Origin of the sequence: Bacillus sp. CGMCC 1.60114, from assembly GCF_042676365.1 — a bacterium.
GTDB lineage: Bacteria > Bacillota > Bacilli > Bacillales > Bacillaceae_G > Bacillus_A > Bacillus_A rhizoplanae_A.
The window spans coordinates 271,155-287,651 of record NZ_JBHTHG010000007.1 but is presented as its reverse complement, the minus strand read 5'-3'; the positions used below and the strand labels follow the sequence as shown (position 1 = coordinate 287,651).

Genomic DNA, 16,497 nt, shown 5'->3' with positions numbered 1-16,497 from the left:
TCTAGACTTCGTTTAAGTTGTTATACGCTTAAGCGAAGTCCCTTTTTCTTTAACGAGCAATAGAGCATCGAGTCTCTGCGATTGCATAAGGCTTTATTGTAATATAAAATAGGGAAACAAAGATATTTATGGAGGTGCTATGTCTAATATGAATGCGAACGAAAGAATCGTGCCCCTCCTACCATTAAGAGGCGTTCTCGTATATCCGACGATGGTTCTGCATCTTGATGTAGGACGTGATAAATCGATACAAGCGCTCGAGCAGGCGGCTGTAGATGAAAATATAATTTTTTTAGCGATGCAAAAAGACGTGAATATCGATGATCCGAAAGAAGATGATATTTATAAAGTGGGTACGTTAGCAAAAATAAAGCAAATGCTCAAATTGCCAAACGGGACGATGCGTATCCTTGTAGAGGGTTTACATAGAGTAGAAATGACCGAATTCATCGAAGAAGACGATGTAATTACAGCTAATGTCCGTACGTTAATGGAAGAAGAAGAGGGCGATCTAGAAGAAAAAGCACTCATGCGTACACTAATTGAGTATTTTGAGCAATATATTAAGCTGTCTAAGAAGGTTTCAGATGAAACTTTTGTAACAGTTGTTGATGTTGATGAACCAGGTCGATTAGCTGATCTCGTAGCATCTCATTTGCCGCTTAAAATGAAACAAAAGCAAGAGATTTTAGAAGTCACTGCGGTGAAAGAACGATTACATACACTTATTTCTTTTATTCAAGATGAAAAAGAGTTACTAAACTTAGAAAAGAAAATTGGTCAGCAAGTGAAGCGTTCTATGGAGCGTACACAAAAAGAGTACTTCTTACGTGAGCAAATGAAAGCTATTCAAAAAGAACTAGGTGATAAAGAAGGAAAAGGCGGCGAAGTAGACGAGCTTCGTGAAAAGATTGAAGAATCGGGAATGCCTGAAGAAACGCAGCGGGCAGCTTTAAAAGAACTAGATCGTTATGAGAAATTGCCGGCAAGTTCAGCAGAGAGCGGTGTGATTCGCAATTATATTGATTGGTTATTATCTCTTCCTTGGACTGAAGCAACAGAAGATCGTATAGATCTTATGCGCGCTGAAAAAATTTTAAATGAAGAGCATTATGGGCTTGAAAAAGTAAAAGAGCGAGTACTTGAATATTTAGCAGTGCAAAAGCTCACTAATTCATTAAAGGGACCTATTCTTTGTTTAGTCGGTCCTCCTGGGGTTGGGAAAACATCGTTAGCTAAATCAATTGCGACATCATTAAATCGTAATTTTGTTCGTGTCTCACTTGGCGGTGTACGTGATGAATCTGAAATTCGTGGCCATCGTCGTACGTATGTTGGTGCGATGCCGGGCCGTATTATTCAAGGAATGAAAAAAGCAAAGGCAATCAATCCGGTCTTTTTATTAGATGAGATTGATAAAATGTCAAATGATTTTAGAGGAGATCCTTCAGCAGCATTATTAGAGGTATTAGATCCGGAACAAAATCATAACTTCAGTGATCATTACATTGAAGAACCATACGATTTATCGAAAGTTATGTTTATTGCAACAGCTAATACGCTGGCAAGTATTCCAGGTCCACTTCTTGATCGTATGGAGATTATTTCAATTGCTGGTTATACAGAACTTGAAAAAGTACATATTGCCCGTGAGCATTTGCTTCCAAAACAATTGAAGGAACATGGCTTGAAAAAAGGAAATTTACAAGTACGTGATGAAGCGCTTCTTGAAATTATCCGTTACTATACACGTGAAGCGGGTGTTCGTACGTTAGAGCGTCAGCTTGCAAAGCTTTGCCGAAAAGCAGCAAAGATTGTTGTAACAGAAGAGCGTAAGCGCGTTGTTGTAACGGAAAAGAATATTACAGAATTGCTTGGAAAGCGTGTATATCGTTATGGTCAGGCTGAAACGAAAGATCAAGTAGGTATGGCAACAGGTTTAGCGTATACATCAGCTGGGGGAGATACGCTTGCAATAGAGGTATCAGTATCTCCGGGTAAAGGGAAGTTAATTTTAACAGGGAAACTTGGGGATGTAATGAAGGAATCTGCACAAGCGGCATTTAGTTATATTCGTTCGCGTGCAGAAGAATTGCATATTGACCCTAATTTTCATGAAAAACATGATATCCATATTCATGTTCCCGAAGGTGCTGTACCAAAAGACGGACCATCAGCGGGCATTACGATAGCGACGGCCCTTATTTCAGCATTAACAGGAATTCCTGTTAGTAAAGAAGTAGGAATGACGGGTGAAATTACACTTCGTGGCCGTGTGTTACCAATTGGTGGATTGAAAGAGAAAACGTTAAGTGCGCATCGTGCAGGATTAACGAAAATTATTTTACCTGCAGAAAATGAGAGAGATTTAGACGATATTCCAGAAAGCGTAAAGGAAAACCTTACGTTTGTGCCAGTTTCTCATTTAGATGAGGTACTAGAGCACGCATTAGTAGGAGTGAAAAAATGAAAGTAACAAAAGCGGAGATTGTCATTAGTGCAGTCAAACCAGAACAATACCCTGATGGTGATTTACCAGAAATCGCATTAGCAGGTCGTTCCAATGTTGGAAAGTCATCCTTTATTAATAAAATTTTAAACCGAAAAAAATTAGTGCGCATTTCCTCTAAACCAGGAAAAACGCAAACACTAAACTTTTTCATTATTAATGACATGATGCATTTTGTGGATGTACCAGGTTATGGATATGCGAAGGTATCGAAGTCAGAACGAGCAGCATGGGGTAAGATGATCGAAACGTATTTCACAACAAGAAAGCAGCTAGATGCAGCTGTTCTTGTTATTGATTTACGTCATAAGCCGACGAGTGACGATGTGATGATGTATGATTTCTTAAAGCATTATGAAATTCCAACAATCATTATCGCAACAAAAGCTGATAAAATTCCAAAAGGAAAATGGCAAAAGCATTTAAAAGTTGTGAAAGAGACGCTTGATGTAGAACCAGGAGATGAAGTCGTATTATTCTCTTCAGAAACAGGTCTTGGGAAAGAAGAAGCGTGGAAAGCGATTCATAAGTTTACAAATACAAAAAACGTGTGACGAATTGTCACACGTTTTTTTGTGCTATAGTACGTTTAATGTAACTTCAATATTTCCTCTTGTTGCTTTAGAGTATGGACATACCCCGTGTGCAGCTTCTACTAATTGTTTTGCTTCTTCGTGAGATACGCCAGCTACGCGTACATCTAATGTGACAGCTAATCCGAATCCCCCATCTGTATCTTTGCCAATTGATACGTGAGCCGTTACTTCCGTACTTTCTACTTTTACGCGTTTCGTACGAATTACAAGCTGCAGCGCACTATCAAAACAAGCGGCATAACCTGCTGCGAATAATTGTTCAGGGTTTGTTGCTTCGCCTCCCATGCCACCTAATGCTTTTGGCATTTTTACATCAAGATTTAATACACCATCCTCAGAAATTACTTTTCCATTTCGTCCACCTGTTGCTGTTACTGTAGCAGTATATAATTTTTCCATGTCTATTCCTCTTTTCTATCATTTATTGTTTTCATTGTTTCAATTAGCTTATTTAATTGAAGTAATAAAGTTTTATAATCGTCTGCTGTAATTCCTAAATGCGATGCCATTGTTTGCGGTAAAGAACAGGCCTTTTCCTTTAAAGCACCTCCTTTCTCTGTTAGTTCAATACATACTTTGCGCTCATCTTCTTTTGAGCGAACACGCTTAACAAGCTGGAGCCCTTCCATTCTTTTTAACATGGGCGTTAATGTCCCGGAATCTAAAAATAATCGTTCTCCGATTTCTTTTACTGTTAATCCATCTCTTTCCCATAATACTAACAAGGTAATGTATTGAGGATAGGTAATCTCCATTTCTTCTAAATAAGAGCGATAAAAGCGTGTTATTTCTCTAGAACAAGCATAAATAGAAAAACAAAGCTGATTGTCTAGATGTAAAGGATTCTCATGCATGAGTATCTCTCCTTTTGAATTGTGCAAGATTAAATTTTGTACAATTAATATAAAATAAAATAAATGATATGTCAAACAAAAAGAAAATCTATCATTTGGCATAATCATACATATTTTCTTTCATTTGAAAGAGGCTAGGAAAAGATAGTCTTTCTGCACATATGGAATAGTTTCCATTACTTGATTCCAACAATTTTTTTTGGTAACGTACAGATAGAGTTATTATCTTATAATTATTATAAATTGAAACTCTCCTTTCCTCCTGAAAGGGAAGTTTAGGGATAGTCTCTTTTCTGGATAAGAGAGAATTTTTACTGTCCTTTTGAAGGGAAAGTAGGGTTTTTGTATTCTTTACACCGATGCTTAGTTGCATGTATCGATCTTTATAAAAGTTTTCCTCACCTTTCTTCTTTCATTCTTTACATATTTCAGTGAATGTCTTATTGTCAATTAAGGAAGAAAAAATAAGAGGATGTTCACATGATTGTCGGATTTATAAGAGGAAAGTTGTATTATGATAGTAGATAAGATGAAAAATCGGTTGAAGGGGGACATGCTGCGTGCATATTCTTGTTGTTGGTGTTAACTATCGAACAGCCCCTGTAGAAATTCGTGAGAAACTAACGTTCCAGGCAGCAGAGTTAGAGCAGGCAATGACAACGTTACAAAAACAAAAAAGTGTATTAGAAAATGTCATTGTATCAACGTGCAATCGAACGGAAATCTATGCTGTGGTAGATCAGTTACACACAGGACGCTATTATATTAAGAAATTTATGGCTGATTGGTTTCAGCTTGAAATAGAAGAAATTGCATCATATTTGTCTATATATGAGCAAGACGGTGCTACAGATCATTTATTCCGCGTAACATGCGGGTTAGATTCAATGGTAGTGGGAGAAACGCAAATTTTAGGTCAAATTCGTAATAGCTTCTTACTAGCACAAGAAGTAAAAACGACAGGAACAATATTTAATGAATTGTTTAAACAAGTTGTTACGCTAGCAAAACGTGCACATTCTGAAACAACAATTGGTGGCAATGCGATGTCGGTAAGTTATGCAGCTGTTGAACTTGGAAAGAAAATTTTCGGTGATTTGAAAGATTGCCATGTTCTTATTCTTGGTGCGGGGAAAATGGGCGAATTAGCATTGCAAAATTTGTACGGAAGCGGTACTCATAAAGTGACTGTTATGAATCGTACGTTTACCAAAGCGGAAACGATGGCAGAAAAATATATGGGGCACGCAAAGCCATTAGATCAACTACAGTGTGCATTGTTAGAGGCTGATATTGTAATTAGTTCAACAGGTGCTTCTGAATATGTGATTACGAAAGAAATGATGTCCAAAGTAGAGGGTATGCGCTCTGGTCGTCCGCTTTTTATGGTAGATATTGCGGTGCCGCGGGATATTGATCCAGCAATTGATGTATTAGAAAGTGTTTTCTTATATGATATTGATGATTTACAAGGCGTTGTGGAGGCAAATCGTGCTGAGCGATTAAAAGAAGCTGAAAAAATTCAAATTATGATTGAAGAAGAAATGACTCTATTTAAATCATGGTTAAATACACTTGGTGTCGTACCATTAATTTCGGAGCTTCGTGATAAAGCATTAGCGATTCAAAGTGAAACAATGCAAAGCATTGAACGAAAGATTCCAACATTAACAGATCGTGAACGAAAAGTGATTAGTAAGCATACGAAAAGTATTATTAATCAATTGTTAAAAGATCCAATTTTAATTGCCAAAGAGTTGGCGGTTGAAGAAGATGCGCAAGCAAAACTTGCTCTATTTGCGAAAATTTTTGATTTAAATGCGAAAGAAGTAGTGAAAGAGAACAAAGCAGAATGGAAACAGACAGAGAAGTGGACAGTATCCGCTCCATCTTTGTAATGGAAAGGATAAATGGATGGGTATTTTAAACAATAGCATTATTTATCATATTGCCATTATTTTATATGCCTGTAGCGTGAGTTTATATTTCATAGATTATTTTCAAAGTAACCGAAAGGCAAATCGAATTGCCTTTTGGTTACTTTCCGTTGTATGGGTATTATATTCGATATTTATGTTACTTCGAGCAACAGAAGCGGAAATCAATCCTATTTTAACACTGCTATCGGGTATTTATTTTTATGTGTGGCTATTAATTACATTATCATTAGTTATTAACCGATTTATGCGTATTGATTTTTTGGTCTTTTTTACAAATATGATTGCATTTGGTGTAAGCGCTGTTTCTATTTTTACTCCACTTGGACAAATGTCGCCGGTATTGGCAAATCAATTGGTATCGGAGCTTGTCTATGTGCATGTTGGTATGGCGATTATTTCCTATGCTACGTTCACAGTTTCCTTTATTTTTTCTATTATGTATTTAATTCAATATCGTTTGCTAAAACAAAAAAAGTGGAATGCAAGATTAAGACGGTTAGGAAATTTACCGAAGCTTGATTCTATGTCATACGGTTTGAATTTATTTTCTGTCCCGTTTTTTTTATTGGCAATTTTGCTCGGGTGTATATGGGGATATACGAAGTTAGATAATTTTCATTGGTATGACGCGAAGGTAATCGGATCTTTCGTTGTTTTATTTGTGTACTGTGCAGGTATTTATTTGCGCGGCTCAGATACATTGCAGGGGAAGAAAATTGCAAGTTGGAACATTGGGGCATTTCTCATCATGTTAATTAATATTTTTTTATTTAGCAGTTTATCGAATTTCCATTTTTGGTACTTATAATGAGGAGAGAAAAATATGCGCAAAATTATTGTAGGATCAAGAAAAAGTAAATTGGCATTAACGCAAACACATTGGTTTATCGATCAATTGAAAGCACTAGGATTGCCATATGAATTTGAAGTGAAAGAAATTGTAACGAAAGGTGACGTTATTTTAGATGTGACACTTTCGAAAGTAGGCGGAAAAGGGTTGTTTGTAAAAGAGATTGAACATGCGCTGCTTACGAAAGAAATTGATATGGCTGTTCATAGCATGAAAGATATGCCGGCAGTACTTCCTGAGGGATTAACAATTGGATGTATTCCGAAACGTGTTGATCCACGTGATGCGTTTATTTCTAAGAATGGTGAATCGTTTGATGAGTTGCCAGAAGGAGCTGTTATCGGTACAAGCAGTTTACGTCGCAGTGCGCAGTTGTTAGCAGCACGTCCTGATTTACAAATCAAATGGATTCGTGGAAATATCGATACGAGACTTCGTAAGCTGAAAGAAGAAAATTACGATGCGATTATTTTAGCAGCAGCAGGATTAAAGCGAATGGGCTGGGCAGATGATGTGATTACAGGATACTTAGATGAAATAGTGTGCGTACCAGCTGTTGGACAAGGTGCGTTATCTATTGAATGTCGAGAAGATGATACGGATTTATTACAATTACTAAGTCATTTGAATGATAGTGTAACAGCGAAAACAGTTGAAGCAGAACGGGTATTTCTTCATAAATTAGAAGGTGGCTGCCAAGTGCCAATTGCTGGATATGCGACGCTGAAAGAAGATGACCAAATTGAATTAACAGCTCTTGTTGGATCTGCAGATGGAACTGTCTTATTGAAAGAAGTTGTGACTGGTGAAAATTCGCGAGAAGTTGGAGAACGAGCAGCAGACTTGTTAATCGGGCAAGGAGCGAAGGAACTTATTGTTTTAGCAAATCAGGAGCAAAACTAGCAATATGACTTCTCTTCGTGGAAAAACAGTGCTAATTACAAGAGCTGAGCAACAGGCGAAGCAAATGAGTACAGAAGTGCAAAAGCAGGGCGGAATTCCAGTAGAAATTCCGCTTTTGCATATAACAGCAGTTTCAGATGAGAACTTTCAACAAGTGTATGATGAATTAAACACATATAATTGGATTATTTTCACAAGCAAAAATGGTGTGAATTTCTTTTTAGATGGTATAAAGCAACCGTTACCACATACCATTAAAATTGCTGCAGTTGGTGTAAAAACAAAGAAAGAATTAGAGCAACGCGGTTATATTGTTCATTTTGTACCAACTGCATTTGTAGCTGAAGCATTTGCGGAAGAATTTGTGAGTCATATAGGAAGCGGAACGCGTGTGTTATTGTCAAAAGGCAACCTTGCAAGAGATGTGATATCAAAAGCATTGCGAGGTCATGGTGCTATCGTACGTGAGCTTATTGTATATGAAACTACGGTCCATGCACAAAAGCGCAGACAGCTTATCGATGCACTGCAATCGAGAGAAATCGATGTGATTACTTTTACAAGTCCATCGACTGTGCAAAGTTTTATCGCATTGCTTGAGGGTGAAAACTGGAGAGAATGGATAAAAGGATGTACAATTGCTTGTATAGGCCCAATTACAGAACGAGAAGCGCGTAAACATTTTCAAAATCTTCTCATTCCGAAAGAATATACGATTGAAGCTATGTTACAATGCATTTCAGAATATTATTATAAAAATGTATAATAAAATGAAACTTTAAGAATTGGAGATGGAAAAAATTATGAATCCTTTACAATTTAACCGTCATCGTCGTTTGCGACAAAGTGCAGGTATGCGTGCTCTTGTGCGTGAAACACATTTACATACAGAAGATTTCATTTATCCAATTTTTGTTGTAGAAGGAGAAAACAAACGTAATGAAGTTCCTTCTATGCCGGATGTATTTCAAATTTCTTTAGACCATTTGCAAGCAGAAATGCAAGAAGTTGTTGATTTAGGTATTCGTTCAGTTATCGTATTCGGTATACCTGCTGAAAAAGATGAAGTTGGTTCTTCTGCGTATTGTGAGCATGGTATCGTACAGCGAGCAATTACACAAATTAAAGAGCAATTCCCAGAATTAGTTGTAATCGCAGATACATGTTTATGCCAGTATACGAGTCATGGGCATTGCGGTGTAATTGAAGATGGAATTATTTTAAATGATGAATCGTTAGAGGTTCTTGCCAAAACAGCAGTAAGTCAAGCAAAAGCAGGTGCAGATATTATTGCGCCATCTAATATGATGGATGGATTTGTAGCGGCTATTCGTCATGCGTTAGATGAGAACGGTTTTGCGCATGTTCCAGTTATGTCATATGCAGTAAAATATGCGTCTGCTTTTTATGGACCGTTTCGTGATGCTGCACATGGTGCACCGCAATTTGGTGATCGTAAAACATATCAAATGGATCCAGCGAATCGCTTAGAAGCGTTCCGCGAAGCTGAGTCAGATGTAATGGAAGGAGCGGACTTCTTAATTGTGAAGCCAGCGCTTTCTTATTTAGATATTATTCGTGATGTGAAAAATAACTTTAATCTTCCGGTTGTTGCGTATAATGTGAGTGGTGAATACTCAATGATTAAAGCGGCGGCACAAAATGGCTGGGTTAATGAAAAAGATATTGTTCTTGAAAAATTATTAAGTATGAAGCGTGCTGGAGCAGATTTAATACTTACATATCATGCAAAAGATGCAGCGAGATGGTTACAAGAAGGGAGCGCACGATAATGAAAAGTTTTGATAAATCAATTGAAGCTTTTGAAACAGCAAAAGATTTAATGCCAGGCGGTGTAAATAGCCCAGTGCGTGCATTTAAATCTGTCGGTATGAATCCATTATTTATGGATCGTGGAAAAGGCTCTAAGGTTTATGATATTGATGGAAATGAATACATTGATTATGTATTGTCATGGGGCCCGCTTATTCATGGGCATTCCAACGACCGGGTTGTTGAGGCGTTAAAAGCGATAGTAGAAAAAGGGACAAGCTTCGGTGCGCCAACAGAAATTGAAAATAAATTAGCGCAGCTTGTAATCGACCGCGTACCGTCTATTGAAATTGTACGTATGGTAAACTCTGGAACAGAAGCGACAATGAGTGCACTTCGCTTAGCACGCGGTTACACAGGACGTAATAAAATTTTGAAATTTGAAGGTTGCTATCACGGGCATGGTGATTCCCTTTTAATTAAAGCTGGTTCTGGTGTTGCTACGCTTGGTTTACCAGATAGTCCTGGTGTGCCGGAAGGTGTTGCAAAAAATACGATTACTGTTGCGTATAATGATTTAGAAAGTGTGAAATATGCTTTTGAACAGTTCGGTGATGATATTGCGTGTGTCATTGTAGAGCCAGTAGCTGGAAATATGGGCGTTGTACCACCACTCCCAGCATTTTTACAAGGACTTCGTGATGTTACAACGGAATATGGTGCACTTCTTATTTTTGATGAAGTTATGACGGGATTCCGTGTGGCTTATAATTGTGGACAAGGATATTTTGGAGTAACACCTGATTTAACATGCTTAGGTAAAGTAATTGGCGGTGGTCTTCCTGTCGGGGCTTATGGTGGTAAAGCTGAAATTATGAAGCAAGTCGCACCAAGTGGACCGATTTATCAAGCTGGTACATTATCTGGTAATCCATTAGCGATGACAGCTGGATATGAAACGCTTGTCCAATTAACACCGGAGAGCTATAAAGAATTTGAACGTAAAGCAGAAATGCTTGAAAAAGGTTTACATGAAGCCGCTGTAAAATATGATATTCCGCATTGTATTAACCGTGCTGGTTCCATGGTGGGCATTTTCTTTACAGATGAAAAGGTTATTAACTATGAAACAGCAAAAACGTCTAATTTAGAATATTTTGCAGCATATTACCGTGAAATGGTAGAACAAGGCGTATTTTTACCACCTTCTCAATTTGAAGGGTTGTTCCTATCAACTGCACATAGTGATGCTGATATTGAAGCAACTATTGCAGCGGCAGAAATGGCTATGTCTAAATTAAAGGGATAATTTGTTAGCCCTTTTATTTTGTTAAATATGTGGGACAAAAATCGCTCTCAAGTGAGGGCGATTTTTTTATTCATAAAGTCTCTGTTTCTCACATAAACCTGTAATGACATATAGTTTGAGAGGGGGAATACGAAGTGGCAGCAGATCAACAAACTTCATTGCGGTTTTCGTTAAAAGAATCTGTTTGGTTTCAAAAAGGACAGGAAGTCAATGAGTTACTTTCTATTTCGTTAGATCCTGATGTTGTTATAGAGGAACGTGAATATGAAATTGTTGTATATGGACAGCTAGATTTAACAGGAGAATATATTGCAAAGGAAGAAATAGACGCGTTCTCATTACGAGAATTGTCGCCAGCGCGCACTGTAGATTATGTGGAAACACGTGAAGATGGTATAAATGAATTAGTGCATTCGTTTCCATTAGAGGTTTCTATTCCAAGAGGACGCGTGAAGCAAGTTGAAGATTTATATGTGGATATTGAAGAATTTGATTATGTATTGTTAGAAAATGGTTGTTTGCAGCTTTTAGCGGATATTTCAATTCATGGATTGTGTAATGAAGAGCGTGAAGAGGAAGAAGTAGGAGAAGAGGAAGAGGGAGAAGAAGAAATTAGAGAAGAGGATGAAGAAGCGGATGAAGAAGAAATAGAGACTGATGAGTGGGAAGATTATGCTTTTGAGCCATTTCAGCTAGAAGCTCGTCAAGAACCGGAGCTGGAGCTAGAAGAGGAACAAGAAGTTGAAGAAAAGGAAGAAAAACAAGAAAAACAAGAAGAAGTCGCACCGCAGCTGTTTTTTGGACGTAAGGAACCGAAAGAAAAACATGAAGCTGCCAATGAGGAGGCGCAAGAGGAAGTTTCATACTCACAACGAGATGAAAATGCGCTATACTTAACAAAATTATTTGCAAAGCAGCCAGAAGATGAATTTACAAAACTGCGATTATATTTTGTGCAAGAAGGCGATACGATTGAATCGGTTGCAGAGCGATATGATACTTCAGTACAACATTTACACCGTGTAAATCAAACAGATGATATATATTTAACAGCAGGACAAATTTTGTATATACCAGTGCCAAAAGTGAAAACAAAGTGAGTGAAGAGAAATCTTCCTCACCTCTTTTCTTTTTCATCCCGCTATTTTTGGGCAGTAAAATTTCCACCTCAAGGTTCAGAGAGAAGCGAAGGAGATAGGCGGGAGATAACTGCTGGCATGCGCCCGATTGGTTCAACTAACCATAAGTAGGAAAACCGCCTACTTATGGAAGTTTCACTTTATGCTCCTGTAGAAAGGGTCGTTGTTCGTATGGACATGGAATTGCGAGACCGTTATGCTTCTATTTTGCAGCTATATCAATTAGCTCCTGAACATATTGAGGAATATGGGAATGTAATAAAAATTTATACGAACCAAGGTCCATATGCGTTGAAAAAATTACCACCTCAGAAATTAGAACGAAGTAATCTTATGTATCATGTTCAATTTTTACGAGAAAAGGGCTTTACGAATTTTGCACCGATTTACCATACGAAAGATGGAAGGCACGTGTTAAATGATGGTGAACATGGTTATTATTTAATGCCTTGGTTAGGAAGTGCAGAGGGACAAGGTGAAGAGAATGATCAGTATCATAAAATGTTTCAAAATCTTGCCTTAATGCACAAAAAAACGGCGCGAGAAGAAGAAGTGAAGGAAGAGGTGCTTCAGGAACATTTTGATGCCATTTCAAGTCGCTGGGAACAAGATGGAGACCTATTAGAGCAGTTTTTAGTTGACTCTGAAGCAAAGTGGTATATGTCTCCGTTTGAATTGCAGTATTGCACTTACTTTCACCAAGCGCTGCGTGCTCATGAATTTGCGAAGAAACAGTTTACAGAATGGCATGAAGCGATGAAAGAAAAAGAAAAAACACGCATTTCATTTATTCATGGCAATGTTTCCATGAATCACTTTTTATTTGATTATCAGCGGAATGGTTATTTTATTAGTTTGGAAGATGCGCAGCTTGCTACTCCAGTTCAAGATATCGTTCAGTTTTATTCACGTTCCTTTAACACATATCCAATTGCAAGAAATGATCGGTATGAATGGTACCAAATCTATCAAAAGAACTTTGCGTTTACAAAGGAAGAAAAGTTACTTATGTTTGCATATTTAGCTTATCCAAAAACATTTATAAAGCAAGTGCATTCATATATAAACACTCGAAATGTGCGTAATGGAGAACAGGAGCTAAATGATGTAGCTATGCTTCAACAAGCTCATTGGCTTATAAGTAATATTGAGTATTTTGTGGCACAGCTTCAAGCTGCTGAGCAACAACCACAGTAAAATTGGATGGGGAATTCAAAATGAAATTAGCCGTAGCCTCAAGAAAAGGTTACGGCTGAAAATGTAGGCGAATTGTTGCTGCTACGAAAATAACAAGTATGATAAAATCTAAAAACGTAGGTAGGAGTAAAGTGCGAATGCCTTGGAAAATCGTGAGTGGGATTGCAAAGTCAGAAAACATCGTTTGTAAATTTCTTAGCCATGAAGGGGATGAAAAATTGTACGTGCGTCGAAAGCGTCGCATAATGGTCCTCCGTATTAGAAACTCCTCTAGTATCGAATAATAGGAGAAGGATAGGTGTGATATTACATTATGCGGGGTAAGTGTCTCATGTGCTTGTGCTGCACTTTTTCATTTTCTTTGCATATGTTATAAAAAACTTGGTTAAGCTGATTGAAAATAGAATGTAATTATTGTAGATGTAAGTCGAAAAAAATTTTTATCTTGACGAATGTAGTTTCGTTTTTTACACTATTGTATATAATAAATTAACAATCATATAAATGCGTTGAAGGGGAAGAGTATAACATTAAACGTCTTCAGAGAGGAGAATTATTAGCTGTGAGATTCTCTAGATAGTCATGTTAGAAGGTAGCCCTGGAGCATCTTTTCTGAACGGAGTCATTCTCATTAGGAAAAGACGGATTTGTCCGTTATCAAATTAAGAGTATAAGCAAATTTTGAATTTGTTTGTAAATAAAGGTGGTACCGCGATGTCCCTCGTCCTTTTTGGATGAGGGGCATTTTTTATTTTGAAGGAGGGAAAATAATGTCAAACACGGAAAAGAATTTACCGACTAAATATGATCATATGTCCGTTGAAGAAGGCCGTTATCAATGGTGGCTTGAAGGCAAATATTTCGAAGCAACAGGAGATGAAAAGAAACAACCATATACAATTGTAATCCCACCTCCAAACGTAACAGGTAAGCTGCACTTAGGTCATGCTTGGGATACGACGCTTCAAGATATTTTAACTCGTACAAAGCGTATGCAAGGTTACGATGTATTATGGCTTCCAGGAATGGACCATGCTGGTATTGCAACACAAGCGAAAGTAGAAGGAAAACTTCGTGAAGAAGGTATTTCACGTTACGATCTTGGCCGTGAGAAATTCCTTGAAAAAGCGTGGGAATGGAAAGAAGAATACGCTTCTCACATTCGTCAGCAATGGGGGAAAGTTGGTTTAGGATTAGATTACTCTCGTGAGCGCTTTACATTAGACGAAGGTTTATCTGATGCGGTTAATAAAGTATTCGTTCAATTATACGAAAAAGGTTTAATTTACCGCGGTGAGTATATTATTAACTGGGATCCAGCAACACGCACAGCTCTTTCTGATATTGAAGTAATTCATAAAGAGGTTCAAGGTGCATTCTATCATATGAACTATCCGTTAACAGACGGTTCTGGTCACATTCGCCTTGCAACAACTCGTCCAGAAACGATGCTTGGTGATACAGCGGTAGCAGTTCATCCAGAAGATGATCGTTACAAACATTTAATCGGAAAAACAGTTACACTTCCAATCGTTGGCCGTGAGATTCCGATTATTGCTGATGAGTACGTAGAAAAAGATTTCGGAACAGGCGTTGTGAAAATTACACCAGCTCATGATCCGAATGACTTTGAAGTAGGTAACCGCCACGACTTACCACGCATCCTAGTAATGAACGAAGATGGAACGATGAACGAAAAAGCTGGTAAGTATAACGGTATGGATCGCTTTGAATGCCGTAAGCAATTAGTAAAAGACTTGCAAGAAGCAGGCGTATTAGTAGAAATTGAGCCTCATATGCATTCTGTTGGTCATAGTGAGCGTAGCGGAGCTGTTGTTGAACCTTACTTATCAACACAATGGTTCGTAAAAATGGCACCACTTGCAGAAAAAGCGATTGAGCTTCAACAAAAAGAAGAAGAAAAAGTAACGTTCGTACCAGAGCGTTTTGAAAACACATACTTACGCTGGATGGAAAACATTCACGACTGGTGTATTTCTCGTCAATTATGGTGGGGTCACCGCATTCCAGCTTGGTATCATAAAGAGACTGGTGAAGTATACGTAGGTACAGAAGCACCAGCAGATATTGAAAACTGGAACCAAGATAACGACGTACTTGATACATGGTTTAGCTCAGCATTATGGCCGTTCTCAACACTTGGTTGGCCGAATGAAGATGCAGCAGACTTCAAACGTTACTATTCAACAGATGCTTTAGTAACTGGTTATGATATCATCTTCTTCTGGGTATCTCGTATGATTTTCCAAGGTTTAGAGTTTACAGGAGAGCGTCCATTTAAAGATGTATTAATTCACGGTTTAGTTCGTGATGAGCAAGGACGTAAAATGAGTAAATCTCTTGGTAACGGTATTGACCCAATGGATGTTATTGATAAGTACGGTGCAGATGCAATGCGCTTCTTCTTATCAACAGGAAGTGCACCAGGTCAAGATTTACGCTTTAGCATGGAGAAAGTAGAATCTACTTGGAACTTCATTAATAAAATTTGGAATGCATCACGTTTCGTATTAATGAACATGGATGACATGAAATACGAAGATATCGATTTAACTGGTGAAAAATCAGTTGCAGATAAGTGGATTTTAACTCGCTTAAATGAAACGATCGAAAGTGTAACACGTAATATGGATAAATATGAGTTTGGTGAAGCTGGCCGTTCATTATACAACTTCATTTGGGATGATTTCTGTGACTGGTACATTGAGATGGCGAAGCTTCCGTTATACGGTGAAGATGAAGCAGCGAAGAAAACAACTCGTTCTGTTTTAGCGTACGTACTTGATCAAACGATGCGCCTATTGCACCCATTCATGCCATTCGTAACAGAAACAATTTGGCAGCACTTACCTCATGAAGGCGAATCTATTACAGTAGCGGCATGGCCGACAGTTCGTGAAGATTTACAAGACAAAGAAGCAGCGGCAGAAATGCACCTTCTAGTTGACATCATTCGCTCTGTTCGTAATATCCGTGCTGAGGTAAATACGCCAATGAGCAAAAAAGTTCAATTGCAAATTAAAGCAAAAGATGAGGCAGTACTAGCACAACTTACGAAAAATAGCTCTTACATTGAGCGCTTCTGTAATCCAAGTGAATTAACAATCAAGACGGATTTACAAGCGCCGGAAAAAGCAATGACTGCAATCGTATCAGGTGCAGAGTTATTCTTACCATTAGCTGACCTTATTAACCTTGAAGAAGAAAAAGTACGTCTTGAAAAAGAACTTGAGAAGTTTGATAAAGAAGTAGAGCGTGTACAAAAGAAACTTTCAAATCAAGGATTCGTAGCAAAAGCTCCGGCTGCAGTTATTGAAGGAGAACGCGCGAAAGAGCAAGATTACCTAGAAAAACGTGAGGCAGTTCGCCAACGTTTAGCTGATCTTCAAAAATAAAGTTATTCGAA

The 16,497-nt window shown here is 37.9% G+C and carries 14 protein-coding genes and 1 other annotated feature; of the genes, 11 read left to right on the top strand and 3 right to left on the bottom strand.

The features are described from left to right. Positions 1 to 139: 139 nt before the first annotated feature. Positions 140 to 2,470, top strand: a complete 2,331-nt coding sequence (lon, locus tag ACFQZ1_RS04600) for an endopeptidase La (protein ID WP_377880918.1) — start codon at positions 140 to 142, stop codon at positions 2,468 to 2,470. Then, the gene (gene ysxC / locus ACFQZ1_RS04595; RefSeq protein WP_377880917.1) at positions 2,467 to 3,063 is read left to right on the top strand and encodes a ribosome biogenesis GTP-binding protein YsxC; all 597 of its coding nucleotides are present in this window, start codon (positions 2,467 to 2,469) and stop codon (positions 3,061 to 3,063) included. The genes lon and ysxC overlap by 4 nt, the downstream gene beginning before the upstream one ends. 24 nt (positions 3,064 to 3,087) lie before the next feature. On the opposite strand, the gene ACFQZ1_RS04590 is transcribed toward ysxC, so the two are convergent. Together ACFQZ1_RS04590 and ACFQZ1_RS04585 are read right to left on the bottom strand one after the other, a co-directional pair. Further along, positions 3,088 to 3,504, bottom strand: coding sequence for an organic hydroperoxide resistance protein (locus tag ACFQZ1_RS04590; protein WP_377880916.1), 417 nt, complete (start codon positions 3,502 to 3,504; stop codon positions 3,088 to 3,090). A 2-nt stretch (positions 3,505 to 3,506) separates the two neighbouring features. Then, on the bottom strand, positions 3,507 to 3,959 hold the full coding sequence (locus ACFQZ1_RS04585) for a MarR family winged helix-turn-helix transcriptional regulator (protein ID WP_377880915.1): 453 nt from the start codon (positions 3,957 to 3,959) through the stop codon (positions 3,507 to 3,509). Positions 3,960 to 4,519: 560 nt separating this feature from the next. Between ACFQZ1_RS04585 and hemA the strand changes: the two genes are divergently transcribed. From hemA to ysxE, 8 genes are all read left to right on the top strand, one after another. Continuing rightward, complete coding sequence (gene hemA, locus ACFQZ1_RS04580; RefSeq protein WP_377880914.1) at positions 4,520 to 5,857, top strand: glutamyl-tRNA reductase; 1,338 nt, start codon at positions 4,520 to 4,522, stop codon at positions 5,855 to 5,857. Positions 5,858 to 5,873: 16 nt separating this feature from the next. After that, complete coding sequence (locus tag ACFQZ1_RS04575) at positions 5,874 to 6,707, top strand: cytochrome c biogenesis protein (RefSeq protein WP_377880913.1); 834 nt, start codon at positions 5,874 to 5,876, stop codon at positions 6,705 to 6,707. Between the two features lie 15 nt (positions 6,708 to 6,722). Then, entirely contained in the window at positions 6,723 to 7,652 is a 930-nt protein-coding gene (gene hemC / locus ACFQZ1_RS04570) for a hydroxymethylbilane synthase (RefSeq protein ID WP_377880912.1), read from the top strand. Between the two features lie 4 nt (positions 7,653 to 7,656). Further along, the gene (locus ACFQZ1_RS04565; RefSeq protein ID WP_377880911.1) at positions 7,657 to 8,418 is read left to right on the top strand and encodes a uroporphyrinogen-III synthase; all 762 of its coding nucleotides are present in this window, start codon (positions 7,657 to 7,659) and stop codon (positions 8,416 to 8,418) included. Positions 8,419 to 8,455: 37 nt separating this feature from the next. Beyond that, positions 8,456 to 9,445 carry a porphobilinogen synthase gene (gene hemB / locus ACFQZ1_RS04560; protein WP_377880909.1) on the top strand — a complete coding sequence of 330 codons (990 nt, stop codon included), beginning with the start codon at positions 8,456 to 8,458 and terminating at the stop codon, positions 9,443 to 9,445. Then, positions 9,445 to 10,734, top strand: a complete 1,290-nt coding sequence (hemL, locus tag ACFQZ1_RS04555) for a glutamate-1-semialdehyde 2,1-aminomutase (RefSeq protein WP_377880907.1) — start codon at positions 9,445 to 9,447, stop codon at positions 10,732 to 10,734. Before hemB ends, hemL begins: the two co-directional genes overlap by 1 nt. Positions 10,735 to 10,868: 134 nt before the next feature. After that, entirely contained in the window at positions 10,869 to 11,834 is a 966-nt protein-coding gene (gene spoVID, locus ACFQZ1_RS04550) for a stage VI sporulation protein D (RefSeq protein ID WP_377880905.1), read from the top strand. Positions 11,835 to 12,044: 210 nt separating this feature from the next. Beyond that, positions 12,045 to 13,070: a spore coat protein YsxE gene (gene ysxE, locus ACFQZ1_RS04545; RefSeq protein ID WP_377881047.1), complete on the top strand. Its 1,026-nt coding sequence runs from the start codon at positions 12,045 to 12,047 to the stop codon at positions 13,068 to 13,070. A 49-nt stretch (positions 13,071 to 13,119) separates the two neighbouring features. On the opposite strand, the gene ACFQZ1_RS04540 is transcribed toward ysxE, so the two are convergent. Continuing rightward, entirely contained in the window at positions 13,120 to 13,314 is a 195-nt protein-coding gene (locus ACFQZ1_RS04540) for a hypothetical protein (protein ID WP_377880904.1), read from the bottom strand. A gap of 256 nt (positions 13,315 to 13,570) precedes the next feature. Beyond that, positions 13,571 to 13,802 (top strand) — a binding site (T-box leader). A gap of 38 nt (positions 13,803 to 13,840) precedes the next feature. On the opposite strand from ACFQZ1_RS04540, the gene ACFQZ1_RS04535 reads away from it, so the two are divergent. Then, positions 13,841 to 16,486 carry a valine--tRNA ligase gene (locus ACFQZ1_RS04535; protein WP_377880902.1) on the top strand — a complete coding sequence of 882 codons (2,646 nt, stop codon included), beginning with the start codon at positions 13,841 to 13,843 and terminating at the stop codon, positions 16,484 to 16,486. Positions 16,487 to 16,497 lie beyond the last annotated feature (11 nt).

Excerpts from the sequence above, each read along its gene's own strand:
- ysxE (WP_377881047.1), top strand. The coding sequence starts at position 12,045 with ATGGACATGGAATTGCGAGACCGTTATGCTTCTATTTTGCAGCTATAT.
- hemL (WP_377880907.1), top strand. The coding sequence starts at position 9,445 with ATGAAAAGTTTTGATAAATCAATTGAAGCTTTTGAAACAGCAAAAGAT.
- ACFQZ1_RS04585 (WP_377880915.1), bottom strand. The coding sequence starts at position 3,959 with ATGCATGAGAATCCTTTACATCTAGACAATCAGCTTTGTTTTTCTATT.
- lon (WP_377880918.1), top strand. The coding sequence starts at position 140 with ATGTCTAATATGAATGCGAACGAAAGAATCGTGCCCCTCCTACCATTA.
- ACFQZ1_RS04535 (WP_377880902.1), top strand. The coding sequence starts at position 13,841 with ATGTCAAACACGGAAAAGAATTTACCGACTAAATATGATCATATGTCC.
- ACFQZ1_RS04575 (WP_377880913.1), top strand. The coding sequence starts at position 5,874 with ATGGGTATTTTAAACAATAGCATTATTTATCATATTGCCATTATTTTA.
- ysxC (WP_377880917.1), top strand. The coding sequence starts at position 2,467 with ATGAAAGTAACAAAAGCGGAGATTGTCATTAGTGCAGTCAAACCAGAA.
- hemC (WP_377880912.1), top strand. The coding sequence starts at position 6,723 with ATGCGCAAAATTATTGTAGGATCAAGAAAAAGTAAATTGGCATTAACG.
- ACFQZ1_RS04540 (WP_377880904.1), bottom strand. The coding sequence starts at position 13,314 with ATGCGACGCTTTCGACGCACGTACAATTTTTCATCCCCTTCATGGCTA.
- ACFQZ1_RS04590 (WP_377880916.1), bottom strand. The coding sequence starts at position 3,504 with ATGGAAAAATTATATACTGCTACAGTAACAGCAACAGGTGGACGAAAT.
- ACFQZ1_RS04565 (WP_377880911.1), top strand. The coding sequence starts at position 7,657 with ATGACTTCTCTTCGTGGAAAAACAGTGCTAATTACAAGAGCTGAGCAA.
- hemB (WP_377880909.1), top strand. The coding sequence starts at position 8,456 with ATGAATCCTTTACAATTTAACCGTCATCGTCGTTTGCGACAAAGTGCA.